At 70.5% G+C, this 15,269-nt stretch carries 15 protein-coding genes; 1 reads left to right on the forward strand and 14 read right to left on the reverse strand.

The genetic code is table 11. The annotated features are described in order from the left end of the window. The 14 genes from PLE19_12405 to mraZ (PLE19_12470) form a co-directional block, all read right to left on the reverse strand. Nucleotides 1-327 (reverse strand): hypothetical protein (locus PLE19_12405; protein ID HPD15748.1); only part of this gene is annotated, 327 nt, incomplete at its 3' end. A gap of 26 nt (nucleotides 328-353) precedes the next feature. Then, complete coding sequence (locus PLE19_12410) at nucleotides 354-1,340, reverse strand: D-alanine--D-alanine ligase (GenBank protein ID HPD15749.1); 987 nt, start codon at nucleotides 1,338-1,340, stop codon at nucleotides 354-356. Next, entirely contained in the window at nucleotides 1,333-2,253 is a 921-nt protein-coding gene (gene murB, locus PLE19_12415; protein ID HPD15750.1) for a UDP-N-acetylmuramate dehydrogenase, read from the reverse strand. Before murB ends, PLE19_12410 begins: the two co-directional genes overlap by 8 nt. Then, nucleotides 2,253-3,638 (reverse strand): UDP-N-acetylmuramate--L-alanine ligase, encoded by a 1,386-nt coding sequence (gene murC, locus PLE19_12420; protein ID HPD15751.1) that lies wholly within the window; start codon nucleotides 3,636-3,638, stop codon nucleotides 2,253-2,255. Before murC ends, murB begins: the two co-directional genes overlap by 1 nt. A 12-nt stretch (nucleotides 3,639-3,650) precedes the next feature. Beyond that, on the reverse strand, nucleotides 3,651-4,799 hold the full coding sequence (gene murG / locus PLE19_12425; GenBank protein HPD15752.1) for an undecaprenyldiphospho-muramoylpentapeptide beta-N-acetylglucosaminyltransferase: 1,149 nt from the start codon (nucleotides 4,797-4,799) through the stop codon (nucleotides 3,651-3,653). Nucleotides 4,800-4,869: 70 nt separating this feature from the next. Further along, nucleotides 4,870-6,078, reverse strand: coding sequence for a putative lipid II flippase FtsW (gene ftsW, locus PLE19_12430; protein HPD15753.1), 1,209 nt, complete (start codon nucleotides 6,076-6,078; stop codon nucleotides 4,870-4,872). Between the two features lie 23 nt (nucleotides 6,079-6,101). Beyond that, entirely contained in the window at nucleotides 6,102-6,521 is a 420-nt protein-coding gene (locus tag PLE19_12435; protein HPD15754.1) for a sigma-70 family RNA polymerase sigma factor, read from the reverse strand. 22 nt (nucleotides 6,522-6,543) lie between these two features. Continuing rightward, complete coding sequence (gene murF, locus PLE19_12440) at nucleotides 6,544-7,941, reverse strand: UDP-N-acetylmuramoyl-tripeptide--D-alanyl-D-alanine ligase (protein HPD15755.1); 1,398 nt, start codon at nucleotides 7,939-7,941, stop codon at nucleotides 6,544-6,546. A gap of 8 nt (nucleotides 7,942-7,949) precedes the next feature. After that, the gene (locus PLE19_12445; protein HPD15756.1) at nucleotides 7,950-8,579 is read right to left on the reverse strand and encodes a GAF domain-containing protein; all 630 of its coding nucleotides are present in this window, start codon (nucleotides 8,577-8,579) and stop codon (nucleotides 7,950-7,952) included. Nucleotides 8,580-8,592: 13 nt separating this feature from the next. Next, nucleotides 8,593-10,107 carry a UDP-N-acetylmuramoyl-L-alanyl-D-glutamate--2,6-diaminopimelate ligase gene (locus tag PLE19_12450; protein ID HPD15757.1) on the reverse strand — a complete coding sequence of 505 codons (1,515 nt, stop codon included), beginning with the start codon at nucleotides 10,105-10,107 and terminating at the stop codon, nucleotides 8,593-8,595. Continuing rightward, nucleotides 10,104-12,086, reverse strand: coding sequence for a penicillin-binding protein 2 (locus tag PLE19_12455; protein HPD15758.1), 1,983 nt, complete (start codon nucleotides 12,084-12,086; stop codon nucleotides 10,104-10,106). Before PLE19_12455 ends, PLE19_12450 begins: the two co-directional genes overlap by 4 nt. Before the next feature lie 30 nt (nucleotides 12,087-12,116). Beyond that, entirely contained in the window at nucleotides 12,117-12,992 is an 876-nt protein-coding gene (rsmH, locus tag PLE19_12460; GenBank protein HPD15759.1) for a 16S rRNA (cytosine(1402)-N(4))-methyltransferase RsmH, read from the reverse strand. Between the two features lie 311 nt (nucleotides 12,993-13,303). Continuing rightward, nucleotides 13,304-13,771: a division/cell wall cluster transcriptional repressor MraZ gene (gene mraZ / locus PLE19_12465; protein HPD15760.1), complete on the reverse strand. Its 468-nt coding sequence runs from the start codon at nucleotides 13,769-13,771 to the stop codon at nucleotides 13,304-13,306. A gap of 161 nt (nucleotides 13,772-13,932) precedes the next feature. Continuing rightward, nucleotides 13,933-14,370 carry a division/cell wall cluster transcriptional repressor MraZ gene (mraZ, locus tag PLE19_12470; protein ID HPD15761.1) on the reverse strand — a complete coding sequence of 146 codons (438 nt, stop codon included), beginning with the start codon at nucleotides 14,368-14,370 and terminating at the stop codon, nucleotides 13,933-13,935. A gap of 229 nt (nucleotides 14,371-14,599) precedes the next feature. Here mraZ (PLE19_12470) and PLE19_12475 point away from each other — a divergent pair. After that, nucleotides 14,600-15,269, forward strand: a 670-nt coding sequence (locus PLE19_12475; protein ID HPD15762.1) for a ComEC/Rec2 family competence protein, incomplete at its 3' end; no start/stop codon positions are given.

Here is a 15,269-nt window from a genome sequence, read left to right on the forward strand (position 1 = left end):
ATAGGCTTCGGCGACGTCGCGCGTCAGGTGCGGGTCGAAGATGCTGTAGCAGTCGCGCGGAAACTGCACCTGCTCGAGCTGCGGCGCGCACCAGGGCGGCGCCTGGGCCCGAAGCTGCGCCGGGTAGACGCAGAACTGCGGCAGGCGGGCCGCCTGGCCGCGCGCCAGGCGGATGCCGAGGAACGCCGCGATGACGAGGGCCACCACGAGGGCGCCCTGGAGGCCGAGCGAGAGGATGCCCAGCCGCATCTTGGCGGCCAGCCAGCCCAGGCTGCCACGCAGGCCCGGCCAGGCGCCTTCCTTGATCTTCTTGTTTCTTGCACCCACGGTCTTGCTCCACTAACGCAATAGGCTCATGCCCGCACGGGCACGGGGGCGGCGGTGCGCTTCCGGGGCCTGGCGGCGCCGCGGCGACCGGCCCGGAGCGCCATCTCCACGATCACCCGGCACAGCTCGGCAAAGGGGATGCCGACGGCGGCCGCGGCGTCGGGCAGCAGGCTCGTCTCGGTCATGCCGGGGATGGTGTTCACCTCCAGCACGAAGGGGTTGTGGTCGGCGTCGAGGCGGAAGTCCACCCGCGAGCAGCCGCGGCACCCGAGGCTCCGATGGGCCTGCAAGGCCAGGTCCTGCACGCGCTCGGCCAGGCCGGCGGGCAGCTCGGGGTTGACCACGTGGCGCGCGGCGTTCTTGGTGTACTTGATCTTCCAGGTGAAGAGCCGGCCCCTGTAGAGGAGCTCGATGATCGGCAGCGCGCGATCGCCCAGCACCCCCACGGTGAGCTCGCGGCCGCCGATGTACTCCTCGGCGATGGCCCGCTCGTCGAACTCCAGCGCGCGGGCCACGGCGCCCGGGAGCTGGGCCTCCGCCTCGACGATGCTCACGCCCACGCTGGAGCCCTGGGCGGCCGGCTTGACGACCACCGGAAGCCCCAGCGGCGCGATGGCGGCCACCTTGCGCTCCTGGGGCCAGGCGGCCTCGAGTTCCACGAAGGCCGCCGTCGGCACCCCGGCGCGGCGGAAGCAGTTCTTCGTGGCCACCTTGTCCATCGCCAGCCGGCTGGCCGTGACGCCGGAGCCGGTGTACGGCACGCCCATGACCTCGAGGACCGACTGGATGCCGCCGTCCTCGCCGAATGTGCCGTGGAGGGCGATGAACGCCACGTCCATCCGCTCCTGCGTCAGGCTGCTGATCGGGGCCTCGAGAACGTCAATTCGCTCGACGGGGTACCCGAGGCTCGCGAGCGCGTTGGCGACGGCCTCGCCCGATCTCAGCGACACCTCGCGCTCCGCGGAGATTCCACCGTAGAGGACCCCCACCCGGGGCTTCCTGGTCTCACGCATGGGCAGTGCTCCTTTCTGGGTCGGTGCTCCAGACGTCGATCTCCAGCTCCAGGCTGACGCCGAAGGCCGCACGGACCCGCGCGGCGACGATCTGGATGAGCTGCAACACGTCGGTTGCCGTGGTATCAGGGCCTTCGTTGACGATGAAGTTGGCATGTTTATGGGACACGCAGGCTCCGCCCACGCGCGTGCCCTTCAGCCCCGCCTGGTCAATGAGGCGGCCGGCGCTCTGCCCCGGGGGATTCTTGAAGACGCACCCGGCGCTGGCGGCATCCATCGGCTGCGAGGCGTGCTTCTCGGCGAGGATGCTCAGGCGCCGCTCCTGGAGGTAGCCGCGCGGCGTCTTGTCGAGCTGGAACGTGGCCGAGAGCACGAAGAGCCCGGTGTGGGGGACGATCGAGTGGCGGTACTCGAACCCGAGGTCCGGCGCATCCATCCAGCGGGGTGTTCCGCCTGGAGGGACCACCATGGCCCCGATCAGGCGGTCCGAGACGCGGCCGTAGCGGCCGCCGGCGTTCATGGCGACGGCTCCGCCCACGGAGCCGGGGATGCCGGCCAGTGGCTCGAGGCCCCCGAGGCCCCAGGCTTCGGCCGCGGCGACCAGGCGCGGCAGATACAGGCCGGCGCCGGCCTCGATGCAGGTGCCCCTGTGCCGCAAGTCGCCCAGGTGCTGCGTCGAGACTACGAGCCAGGGGTGCGGCTCGTCGGTGACCAGGATGTTCGAGCCACGCCCCAGGATGCGGATGGGCAGCCCGGCGGCGACGCCGCGCTCGAAGACGATCGGCAAGGCGTCCCAGTCGCGCGGCTCCACGTAATAGCGCACGGGCCCCCCCACGCGGAACGAGGTGTGGTGGGCCATGGGCTCATTCTCGCGCGTGAAGGCGGCCAGGTCATGGAACGGATGTGGGCTCATCAGGTCCCTCGCTTTCGAAGGTCGTCGAGCACCTGCTCGCCGAAATGGTCCACATCGCCTGCGCCGATCGTCAGCAGCGTGTCGCCGGGCCGCAGCAGGCCGATGAGGTGCCGGCGGGCCGAGTCCCAGTCGTTGAAGCACGAGCAGGCGACCCGGCCGTGGCGGCGGATGGCGCTCTCGATGGCCTGCGTGCTCACGCCCTCCAGGGGCGGCTCTCCGGCGCCGTAGATGGGCAGAAGCACGAGGTAGTCGAGGCCGTCGAAGCAGTCGCCGAAGCGCTCGCTGAGATGGTAGGTGCGCGTGTAGCGGTGCGGCTGGAAGACGCCGAGGAGGCGCCCGCGCGCCAGGCCGCGCGCGGCGCCCAGCGTCGCGCGAATCTCGGCGGGGTGGTGGCCGTAGTCGTCAATCATGGTGACCCCGCTGGCGGCGCCCTTGCGCTCCATCCGGCGGCCCACGCTGGCCACGCGCCCGAAGGCGCTGCGCAGCGCCTCGTCGGGAATGCCCAGGGCCGAAGCCAGCGCCACGCAGGCCAGGGCGTTCTGCACGTTGTGCAGGCCGGGCAGCGTGAGCGTGAGGCCGCGCAGCACGTCGCGGGGGCGGCGGACGTCGAAGGTGGAACTCTCGCCGTTGGCATGGACGTTGATCGCCTGGAACTGGGCCGCCGTGTCGAAGCCATAAGTGAGCACGGGTGCCGGGCAGGCGTCGAGGACTTCCATGGCCGGGGCGCTGTCGGCGCACACGATCGCGCAGCCGTCGCGCCGCGTGCGAGCCAGGAAGCAGCGGAAGGTCTCCTGCACGGCCGCCAGGTCCGGGTAGCGGTCCACGTGCTCGAGGTCCACGTTGGTCACGATGGAGTAGCGCGGGGTGAACTCCAGGAGCGAGCCGTCGCTCTCATCCACCTCGGTGACGAAGAACGGGCTGCCGCCCAGGCGGTAGTTGCCCCCGAGTTCGCGGACCATGCCGCCGACCATCACCGAGGGGTCCAGGTGCGCCTCCAGGAGGAGCTTGCTGGCGATCCAGGTGGTGGTGGTCTTGCCGTGCGCCCCGGCCACCGTGATGAGCGAGCAGTCGGCCGTGAAGCGGGCCAGCATGCGGGCCCGCGTGACGACCGGGATGCAGCGGTGCAGGGCCGCCTGGATCTCGGGACTGGCCGCCGCAATGGCCGAGGAGTGGACGACCATCTCGACGCCCTCGAGGTGCGCGGGGTCGTGGCCCAGGTGGGTGCGGCAACCGCGCTCGGCCAGGAGGCGCAGCACGGGGCCGTCCTTGGCGTCGCAGCCCGACACTCGGGCCCCGCAGTCGAGGGCCATGTGCGCCACGGCGCTCATGCCCACGCCGCCCATGCCCACGAAGTGGATGTGCCTTCCGTCGAATCGCATGCTCATGGCTGCCTCAGCTCACACGGTTTTCGCCTTGCCGCGTCTCTCGAGCCAACGCCAGAGACGGCGCCCGTGCCGCCCGTTCCGCTCGGCGGCCACCGCCTCCAGCCGGTCGGCGATGATCGCCGCGGCGCGTGGCACGCCCATGGCCCGGCTCTGGCGGCCCATGGCCTCCAGCCGTTCGCGGTCGCCCAGCAGCGCGGTCAGATGGTGCGCCAGCCGATGCGGCGAGAGAGTAGCCTGCTCGAGCAGCAGGGCCGCGCCGCACTGCTCCAGGACGCGCGCATTGTGGAACTGGTGGTTGTCCATCGCGTGCGGGTAGGGCACCAGGATGGCCGGGATGCCCAGGGCGGTCAGCTCGGCAATGCTGGTGCCGCCCGCGCGCGAGAAGGCCAGATCGCACGCGCTGTAGGCCAGCGGCATGTCCTCCAGGAACCCGAAGACCTTGGCCGGCACCGCATAGTGTTCGTAAGATGCGCGCACGCGGTCGCAGTCGGCGGCGCCCGCCAGATGGATGGCCTGCATCCGCAGCCCCGAGTTGGCAAGCAGGGGCAGCGCCGAGATGGTGAAATCGTTGAGGGGCCGGGCACCCTGGCTGCCGCCCATCACCAGCAGAGTGGGCAGCGAAGGGTCCAGCCCCAGTTGCGCCGCGCATGCCGCGCGCTCGCGCCGCTGGATGAACGTCCGCACCGGGTTGCCCGTGACCCGCACCTGGGCGCCCGTGCGGAAGCGGGGCACGGACTGCGCCCACTGCGTGTCCACCTCATTGACGAAGCGCGCCAGGAACCGGTTCGAGCGGCCCGGCACAACGTTCTGCTCGAGGAGGACGCTCGGGATGCGCCGCAGCGCGGCGCACAGCACGGGGGCCACCGAGCCGTAGCCGCCCAGGCCCACCACCACGTCGGGGCCGAAACGGCCGATCCCGCGCATCGCGCGCACGAAAGCGGGCACGAGCGCCGCCAGACGCCGCACGAGCGACCCTGTGTGGATGGAGGGAATGACCTGGCATTCCAGCCCCGCGCTCCGCGTGCCCTCGTAGGCCTCGTCGCGGTCCGTGCACAGCAGCAGGATGCGCGCCTCGGCAGAGCGCCGGCGGGCCTCTTCGGCGAGCGCCAGCCCCGGGAATAAGTGGCCACCCGTGCCGCCACCGGCCAGAACGATCTTCATCTCTCTGCCCTCAGGGGTCAGGAACCCGCACCCGCGACGGAGGCGGCCCGCGGGGCGCCGCCGTCGCCGCCTAGGCGGTGTCCCTGGCGTGTTTCCGCGTCAGTTTCACGGCGCCGAGCTCCGGCGGCGGGGCCTCCGCCTCGGAGTGCGACGCCACATTCATGATCAGCCCGACCGCCACCATGGTGGCCACGAGCGACGAGCCGCCGGCGCTCACCAGCGGCAGAGCGATGCCCTTGGTGGGCGCGGAACAAGTCACCACGGCCACGTTCACGGCGGCCTGGAGCCCAATCGTCAGGGTGAGGCCGAACGCCAGAAGCGAGCCGAAGCGATCGGGCGCGCGCCGCGCCGCCCGGATGCCGCACCAGACGAGCAACGCGAAGAGGATCAAGACCACGGCGGTGCCGATCAGCCCCAGCTCCTCGCCGATGATCGAGAGCACGAAATCCGTGTTCGCCTCCGGCAGATAGAGGAGCTTCTGGCGGCTGGCGCCCAGCCCCACGCCCGTCAGGCCGCCCGAGCCAAGCGCGATGAGCGACTGCACGATCTGATAGCCTGAGCCCTGCGCGTCGGCCCAGGGGTCCACGAACGTCATGATCCGCTGCCACACGTGAGGCATGTGCATGGCCGTGTAGACGAGCAGCGGCACCGACGCCACCGCGGCGGGCAGGACGTGGATCATGCGGATCCCGGCCACGAACAACATGCCGAACGTCACCGAGGCGATCAGCAGGGCCGTGCCGAAATCCGGCTCCTTCAGGATGAGCACGAATGCGGCGCCCATGATCACCATCGGCTGCACGAAGCCCTTGAAGAAGGTCTTGATCCTGTCTTGCTCGCGGGCCAGGAAATCGGCCATGTAGAGGCAGAGGGCCACCTTGAAGAGCTCGGAGGGCTGGATGCTCAAGAAGTCGCCGAACCGGAACCAGCGCCGCGCCCCGTTCACGGTGGCTCCGAAGAAGAGCACGGCGCACAGGCTGCCCAACGACAGGAAGAGCAGGGGAATGCTGAACCGCCTCAGGTGGTGGTAATCCACGGAATAGGCCGCCAGCCCGGCCACGAACGAGGCGGCCAGCCAGAGCGTGTGCTTGAGCACCAGGAAGCGGGCGAGGGCGGGGTTCGACGCCGGCGCGGTGCTGGCGACCATGACGAGGCCGAACGCCAGCAGCGACACGACCACGGCCAGGAGGCCGCTCGTCGTGTCCTGTAGCACCGGCGCGACGGCCCCCGGCGCCCGCGTTGCTGCCCTGCGTCCTTGCCCCGATGCGGTTGCTGCCACCGCTCGCCTCCAAGAGCGCCCCATCAGCTCGACTGGCGGAGGCGGGCGCGCAACTCCGTCACCGTTCTCGCGTAGATTCGGCTCACCGTGGCCACGGGCAGATCGAGCACCTCGGCCGTCTGCTCCAGGCTCAGGCCCTCGGCGTGCACCAGCATCAGCACGAGCCGCTCGTGCCGCGCCAGATGCGTGAGGACGAACTCCCGCAACTCATCGAGTTGCTCGCACGGTTGGACCTCTGCCAGCACGCTCATGTCCATGCATCCTGACTTGGTAAGGGGATCGGGCGGCGTGCCACCGGGGCCACCGGCCCCGGCCGGGGATGCGCGCAGCCCGCCAAGCTCCTCGACCAGCGAGTGCCACCGCGACAGGTGCAGGTAGCCCGGGGAGGCCACGCCACGCCAGGCCGCCGGCAGCCAGTAATCATTGGTCTCGCGTTCCATCATGGCCTTCTCCCTCGACGCCCGCTCAGGGGCCCGCGCCTTCGGCGGCCTCGGCCCGCGCCGCGCCGTTCGCGGCCCAGGCCATCACGGCGTCCGCCACTTCCTCCAGGCGCACGCCCCGCGAGGCCTTGAAGAGCACCGTGTCGGACGGCTGGAGCCGCCCGCAGAGCCAGCGCACCGCCTCGGCGCGCCCGGGCGCCGCGAAGGCGTTGCGCGGCTCGAGCCCGCCCTCGACCGCCTCGCGCGCCAGGGCCTCGCCCTGCTCGCCCACGGCGCACAGCAGGTGAACGCCCGCCTCGGCCACGGCCCGGCCTACGCGGCGGTGCGCCGCGGGCGACGCGGCGCCCATCTCGAGCATGTCGCCCAGCACCGCCACGCGGCGGCCCGGGCGACGCCCCAACTCGGCCACCGCGCCCAGCATCGAGGCCGGGTTGGCGTTGTAGCAGTCCAGCAGCACCGCCAGCGCGCCCGCGCGGCGCAACTCCATGCGCCATTTGGGCGGCCGGAAGGTGCCGAGGAGCGCAGCGGCATCCGGCACCCCCAGGCCCATCTCGGCCGCTACCGCGATTGCCGCGAGCGCGTTGCTGGCCTGCCAGCGGCCCACCGCGGGGAGCGACACCGAGTCGCCCGTTCGCGCGACCACGAAGCGCAGGCAGTCGCCGTCCTGGCGCACTCGGGTCGCCCGCCAATCCGCGCTGCGGGAGAAGCCGAAGGTGGCAATGCGGCCCGAGTGGCGTTCGGCGATGCCTCGGCTCCACGGGTCGTCGGCATGGAGCACCGCGAGCCCGCCGGAGGCCAGATGGTCGAGAACAACCGCCTTCTCGCGGGCCACGCCCTCCTCGGACCCGAACGCCTCGAGGTGCGTGGGGCCCACGTTGGTGATCACGGCCGTGTTCGGCCTGGCGGGGCGGGCCAGCGGGGCCATCTCGCCGAAGTGATTCACGCCCATCTCGACCACGGCGAACCGGTGCTCGGGCAGGATGCGCAAGAGCGTCTGCGGCACCCCGATGTGGTTGTTGTGGTTGGCCTCCGAGCACACCGTGGCGCCGAGGCCGCCCAGCACGAGCGCGATCATCTCCTTCGTCGTCGTCTTGCCATTGCTGCCTGTGACGGCGACGACCGTGGCCGGCACCTGGCTCCGCCACCAGCCGGCGATGGCTCCGTAGGCCGCCACAGTGTCTTGAACCAGGAGGAGCGGCAGATGGGGCGGCACGCCCTCGGGCGAGCGGCTCACCACCGCCGCCGCGGCACCCGCCTGGAAGGCGCTGGGGACGAAGCCGTGGCCGTCGAACTTCTCGCCCACGATCGCCACGAAGAGTTGCCCGGGGGCCAGGGCGCGCGAGTCGGTCGTCACGCCTGTCACCACGGCGCTCGGGTCGCCTTGCAGCAGGCTCCCGCCGGTAGCCTCCAGCAGTTCAGCCACGGTGGCTCTCATAGGCCTTGTCCTGCCGGCTCGGGCCGGTGCGAAGCGACCTGGGTCTCCAGGTCGGCGTAGAGAATGGCGTTGCGGATGGCGGTCGCCAGGTGCGGCGCCAGGCAGATGAGCACGCGAAGGTCGCGCTCATCGAACGTCAGGCCGCCCGCCTTCTCGGTGGCCGCCACCACGCCCAGCAGGCGGTCCTGGAACACCAGAGGCACGCCGAGGAACGAGCCGCTCTCCATGCCCTCGTCGCGGGCGAGGCCCCGGAACCTCGGCTCCTCCTCCACCGCGGGCAGCAAGAGCGGCACCTGATGCCGCGCTACCCAGCCCGCAAGCCCGCTGCTCAGGGCGCGACGCCCGCCCGGGACGAGGCTCGGCCCTCGTCGGGCGGCCGGCACCAGCGCCTGGCGGGCGGAGTCCACGAGGAGCACCGAAACCGTGCGCGCGGCGGTGAGCGATGCCACGGTGCTCAGCGCCAGTTCGAGAAGGGTGGCGAGCCGCAGTTCCCCGGTCAGGGTCTGAGCCGCCTCCTGGACGAGCAGGAGCTCGCCCACCCGCCGCTCCAGGCGCGCGTTCGCCTCCACCAGCTCCCGGGCCGGGGAGGGGGACGCGGTGAGACGCTCGGCGAGGGTGCGGACCATGGGCAGGGCTCCGTCAGTGTGCCGCGGGCGCACCGAGTGTGTGGCGGCTCGAGGCCCTCGAGCGCCGCTGCAAGAGGCCCAGCGCGCGCCGCGCCTCGCTGCAATCGTCGAAGCGGGTGCGCACGCCCGCGATCTCCTGGTGGTCCTCGTGGCCCTTGCCGCAGATGACCACGAGGTCGCGCGGCTCGGCCATGGCAATGGCCCGCCGGATGGCCTCGCGGCGGTCGGGCTCCACGAGGCAATGGGCCTGGGGGTTGGCTCCGGCGAGGATCTCGGCGATGATGTCCTCCGTGCGCTCGCTGCGGCTGTTGTCGGCCGTCACCAGCGTCACGTCGGCGTAGTGGGTGGCCGTGGCGCCCATGAGGGGGCGCTTCGAGGGGTCGCGGTCGCCGCCGCAGCCGAAGACCACGATCAGGCGGCCGGGCGCGGCCAGCGGCTTCAGCGTGCTGAGCACCGAGCGCAGGCCGTCGTTGTTGTGCGCGTAGTCCACCAGCACGGTGAAAGGCTGCCCCTCGTCCACCCGCTCGAGGCGGCCCCGGGCGCCGGTGAACTGCTCGATCCCCTCGGCGATGGTGGAGAGGCCGACCCCCAGGGCGAGCGCGCAGCAGGTGCCTGCGAGGATGTTCTGGACGTTGAAGCCGCCGATGAGCGGGGAATGGGTGCGCACGTGGCCGACGGGGGTGTGCAGCCGCAGGGTGGTGCCGGCGATGGTCATGCCCTCGATGGCGGCCGTCACATCCACAGTGGCCTGGAGCCCGTAGGTGAGCACATTGCCCGGACCGCGACGCTCGCGGAAGAAGCCGCACTGCGGGTCGTCGGCGTTCAAAACTGCCGTGGCGCCGGGCGCGAGGGACGAGAAGAGCCGGGCCTTGGCGTTCAGGTAGTTCTCGAAGGTGCCGTGATAGTCGAGGTGCTCGTGGGGCGTGACATTGGTGAGCGCGGCGACGGCGAAGGGCACGCCCCGCACGCGCTCCTGGTCGAGGCTCTGGCTCGACACCTCCATGACGGCGTAGCGGACGTGCTGCTCGACCATCTGGGCGAAGAGTTCCTGGAGGTCGGGGCTCTCGGGCGTGGTGTTGGCAGCCCGTTCGCGCCGCGAGCCCACCTGGTTGAGCACCGTGGTGAGGAGGCCCGCCTGCTTGCCGTCCTTGGCGAGCAGCCAGTGCACGAGCATGGCGGTCGTGGTCTTGCCGTTGGTGCCGGTGATGCCCGTGGTGCGCACCAGGCCGGCCGGGCGGCCGTGGAAATGGGTGCACAGGTCCGCGAGCGCCTGGCGGACGTTGGGCACCAGGATGAGCGCGACGTGAGCCGGCACGGGCACCTCGCGGGAAGCCAGCACGGCCACGGCCCCGCGAGCGACCGCGTCGGCGACGTAGGCGGTGCCGTCGCTGTTCGGCCCCGGCACGACGGCGAACAGGAACTCCGGCCTCACTCGGCGGGAGTCCAGCGTCAGGCCCTGGATGCTCCGGTCGGTGTACTGGCGCAGCTCACGGTCGGCCAGCGGTTTGAGCAGCTTGCTGAGTTTCATGGCGTCCCCTTCGGTCGGTCGCCGCCGTAGCCCAGGCGGACGAGCGCCTGCGGCTTGTCGGGCGGCACCCCCCAGTAGGCGAGAGTCTGTTTGATGATCTGTCCGGCGGCGGGTGCGGCCACGGTGCCGCCATAGAACCTGCCGCCGGCGGACTTCGTCGGCTCGTCCACCGACACGACGACGACGAGCCTTGGGTTCTCGATGGGGGCCATCCCCACGAACGAGCAGATCACCTGGGTCCGCGAGAAGCCGCCGACCACCGGCTTCTGGGCGGTGCCGGTCTTGCCGCCGATGGTGTAGGCGGGATTCCGGGCGGCCTTGCCTGTGCCTTCCTCGACCACGCCGCACAGGAGCCGGCGCACCCGCTGCGCCACGCTGGCCGGAACAGCTCGGTGGACGACCTTGGTGGGCCGTTCGATCCACGTGCCGTCGGCCCGCCGCACGCGCTGGATCAGCCGGGGGTGCAGGAGCAGGCCGTCGTTAGCCAGGGCCGAATAGGCCATCGCCATCTGCATCGAGGTGACGCAGACCTCCTGGCCCACGCTGATCGAGGGGAGCGAGAAGCTGGTCCAGCGCGACGGCGGCCTGAGCCTGCCGGGGTTCTCGCCCGGCATCTCGAAGCCTGTGGGCCGCCCGAAGCCGAACCGTGTGAGGTACTCGTAGAGCCGCTCGGGGCCCAGCCGCTGGCCGATCTTGGCGGTGCCGATGTTGGACGACTTGATGAGCACCAGCGAGGCGGGCATCGTGCCGTAGGCGTGCACGTCGCGGAAGCGGCGGGTGCCCCCGATGAGCCACATGCCGTTCTCGCAGAAGATCGGCGTTTCCTCGGTGATGAGCCGCTCGTTGAACGCGCCGGCGAACACGAACGGCTTCATGATCGAGCCGGGCTCCATCCAGTCCACGATGTAGCGTGCGCGGGCGCGGCGCTTGAGGTCGGCGGGCTCGTATTCCGTGTACTTGTTGGGGTCGTAGCCCGGGCTGCTCGCAGCCGCCAGCACGCTGCCCGTGCGAGGGTCCACCACGACGGCGAAGGCGCCGCCCTTGGGCCCCCAGAGGTCGCACACCTCGTCGAGTGCGGCCTCCACATAGCCCTGGATCACCGAGTCCACCGTCAACTCGAGATCTGCCCCAGGCTGTGGGGGGTGGAGGACCGCATCGGACACGGCGATGTATCGGCCGGCCGCGTCGCGCTGGAGCTTGGCGCGGCCCGGCGTGGGGGCGAGCAGGCCGCCGCAGGTTCGCTCGATGCCCTCGAGGCCCTCCTCGTCCATTCCCACGAAGCCGATGAGCTGGCCGGCCAGCTCGCCCTGGGGGTACGAACGCTTGTACTCGGGCAGAATGCCCACGCCCTCGAGCCCCGCGGCCATCACGCGCCGGGCATCCTGCTCGCTCACCTTGCGCTTGACCCAGACGAACTGGCGAAGGCCGTCGAGGTCGGTGCGCAGTTCCTCGGCATCGCGGTTGAGCAACGGCGCGAGGGCTGCCGCAGCCGCCTCGGGGTCCGTCACCTTGGCCGGGCGGGCGTAGAGGGCTGAGTCGCGGAACTCCAGGGCCTCGCCCAGCTCGAGCAGCGCGGGGTGGCCCTTGAGTCTCGCGATCTGCTCGGGCGGCATGTTCCGCTTGATGCACACGAGCCCCATCGGCTGCTGGAGGCGGGAGAGGAGGAGGGCGGCGTCGAGGCCGAGGAACTCGGCGAGGCGGTGCGCGGTGGCCTCGGGATCGTCAATCTGCCTGGGGTCGGCGAACACGCTGGGCACCTGAGCCGAGCAGGCGAGGGGCCGCCCGCGGCAGTCGAGGATCGTGCCACGCCGCTCGGGCTTCGTGACCTGCACGAAGTGCTGCGATTGGGCCAGGTCCTGGAACCGGCCCTGGTCCATCCCCTGGATGACGTAGAGCCGCCCCAGAAGCCCTAAGTACAAGCCCAGGAGGAAGATCGCGACGATCCACACCCGGGCCTTGTGGCCATTCTGCCCTGCCATCGCGTCCCGTCCCCCGAAGTGCCCGGCCGCCTAGCCTGTCAGCCGCTCCGCCACACGGAGGCGGGCGCTGCGCGCGCGTGGGTTGTCCGCCACCTCCTCGGGCGAGGGGCGGATCGGCTTGCGGGTCACCAGTGCCACGACGCCTGCCTTGGCGTACTCACGGAAGCTCTGCTTGACGATGCGGTCCTCGAGCGAGTGAAAGGCAATCACAGCCACGCGGCCGCCCGGGGCGAGCCAGCGGGGCAGCGTGGCCAGCGCCGCCGTCAGCGCTCCCAGCTCGTCGTTGACGGCGATCCGGAGGGCCTGGAAGGTCCTAGTCGCCGGATGAATCCTGGCTTCGCGGCGCGGCACCGTGGCCTCCACGAGGCGCGCCAGGTCGAGTGTGCTGCGGAGGGTGTGGCGACGCTCGATGATCGCCCGGGCGATGCGGCGGGCGTAGCGCTCCTCGCCGTACTCCCGAAGCACTCGCTCAAGCTCCGCCTGGGAGGCTCGCTCGATGAACCGGGCCGCCGGAACGCCCTGGCTCGTGTCCAGACGCATGTCCAGCGGGCCATCCACCAGGAAGCTGAAGCCCTTGGCGGGCTGCTGCAACTGGAAGCTTGAGACCCCGAGATCCATCACCACTCCATCCGCCCGCCGACCCGCGCGCCGCTCGGCCAGCTCGGCCAGGTCGCGAAAACTGCCGTGCACGAGCTCGAAATGCCCCTCGAACGCCGCCAGGCGCTGCCGAGCCAGTTCCAGGGCCTCGGCATCGAGGTCGAGCCCCAGGAGCCGCCCACCGGGGAGAAGCCGCTCGAGGAGGGCACCGGCGTGCCCCCCCAGTCCCACCGTGGCGTCAATGAACCAGCGGCCTGGGGCAGGGCGCAGCAGAGTCAACACCTCGTCGAGCAGGACGGACTTATGCATTCGCGCCGGGTTCAGGAGAACAGAGAGGAGGCGGGCTCGTTCCGCGGGCCTGCGTCGCTCGGGTCGGTGTTGCTTTCACAGCCGGGAGAGGCCTGTGAGGGCAGACGACGCAGCCCTTGACAGCGGAATCCAGACCATGTACACTGGTCAATGGATGCCACGCCACCGGCCTGGGTTCCCCGCCCATCAGTGGCCGGCGGCGGTGGTGTGCTGGAAAGCGGGGCTCCGGTTCCCCGTCTCGCCCGGAGCCCTGCTTTCCCCGCTAGCAGATCCCCCTACCAAAGAACGAGTCCGCCTCCCCCGAAACTTCGCTATTCCTCGCCCGCTGGGCGGAGCTGGTAGAGCGACTCGGTGAGTTCCTCGAACTGGGCTTCGTGGGCCTCTCTGAGCGCCTTCCAGCGGCCCGGGTTCCAGAGCTCGATGCGGTTCGACGTGCCGACGAAGATCGCCTCGTCCTCGATGCCGGCGAGCTGCCGCAGGTGGTCGGGCAGCAGCACGCGGCCGAGTTTGTCGGGGTCCACGTGCACGGCGTCGCCAAAGAAAAACCGCTGCACCATCCGGGCATTGAAGCCCCGTAGGTCGGCGGCAGCGATCTCCTCGGCCACAGAATCCCACTGGCTGGCCGGGAAGAGGAACAGGCACTTGTCGAGGCCGCGGGTGAGGAAGAGGCCGGCACGGATCTCCTCCTCGCCGATCAACTCGCGGAAGGCTCGCGGCACCACGACGCGGTGCTTGGTGTCGAGCTTCTGGAGATACTGGCCTATGAACCGGGTGCCCACTGATTTCCACTCCGGGCCACTTTTTACCACGCACGGGGATTGTATAGTGTAACCGCGGCGCCGTCAAGCGATTTTCTGCGAAAGCTGAAAAGTTTTTCTAAAGATACAATAGCTAGGGCTTGAGCCCCAGCCCGCCCCCGAGATATAGTACGTGACTCGCCTCACAAGGGATAGGCCTCGGCATCGCGTCCGCGCTCATTGAGCATCTCGGCCCGGTACGCCCGCCAGCGCTCCCTGTCCCACAACTCCATCTGGTCGCTTACGCCGACGATGACGGCATCGTGGGTTATCGAGGCTTCTGCCAGCAGCGAGGCGGGCACGCGCATCCGGCCCTGGCGGTCGCAGTCGCCCTCGGCGGCCTGGGTGAAGAGCAGTCGCCGACGACGGCGGCTGCTCTCGGCCTTCTGAGGTGCTGAGTTCACTGCCGCCTCGATCTCCTTCCAGCGACGGGGGGTGTAGATCGTAATGCAGCCGTCCTCGCCTAGGGTCATCATGAAGCCCACGGCGCCTTCGGCTGCGCGCGCGGCGTCGCGCAGCCTGGCTGGGATGATCACCCTGCCCTTGTCGTCCACGGAGGTTTCATGTTCGCCGTAAAACACCAGCTGCGATGCCTTTATGTCGAGCTGGACCGGCAGCGGGCGCAGAGGGACCCCGTTTCGACCATGGTTCACCAGAATCTACCACTGACTCTCTCTGGTGTCAAGGTATTTTCCGAGAATCCACCATAATTCACCACCACCGTTCGCGCGCTGCGTAAGCTCCCTTGCGTTTGGCAGGCGCCCAGCGTATCATCTCGGCATCGCTGGGCCACCGGACGGGGTGAGCGAGATGGCGCAGGCGGGGCCAGATGAGAAGAGGCGCTTCCCGGCGTACCGGCCGCTGGTGCCGGCAGCCGTGGCGTTCGCGGCGGGCATCGCGGCCAGAGAGTTCCTGCGGTTGCCGCCGCTGGCTGTGTGGGGGGCGCTGATTGGCGCGCTGACGCTATTCCCTTTGCTTCGATGGGCGGGCCGCCGTGGCATGGCGCTCGGTTTCTTGTACATAGGCATTATGGGCGCGGGCTGGGTGCGGTTGGACGCGGCCGTGGGGCAACGGCCCGAGCACCACGTGGCGCGATTCCTGGGAGACCAGGGGCAGCTTGTCAAGCTCCGAGGGGTGGTTGCGAGCGATCCAGAGGTCCGAGAACTGCCGCCGGTGAGGCTGGCCGGCGATAGCCAGTGGCTGGCCAGCGAGGCATGCGAGGCCCGTTTCGACCTGGACGTGCTGGAAGCGCACGTTGGCGGGAGATGGCTCTCCGCAACAGGGCGGCTTCGGGTGGTGCAGCATGAGCCGTCGGTGACCCCCGGCTATGGGGACACCGTGGTGGCGACCGGCACGGCGCGGCTACCTTCGCCACCGAGCAATCCGGGCCAGATGGATGGAGCGACGCTGCTGCGTCGCAAAGGCATTGACGGCGTGCTGTCGCTTAGCGGCGGAGGGTTGACCGTGGAGGCGGGTCTGG

The organism is Planctomycetota bacterium (assembly GCA_035384565.1).
Classification (GTDB): Bacteria; Planctomycetota; PUPC01; order DSUN01; family DSUN01; genus DAOOIT01.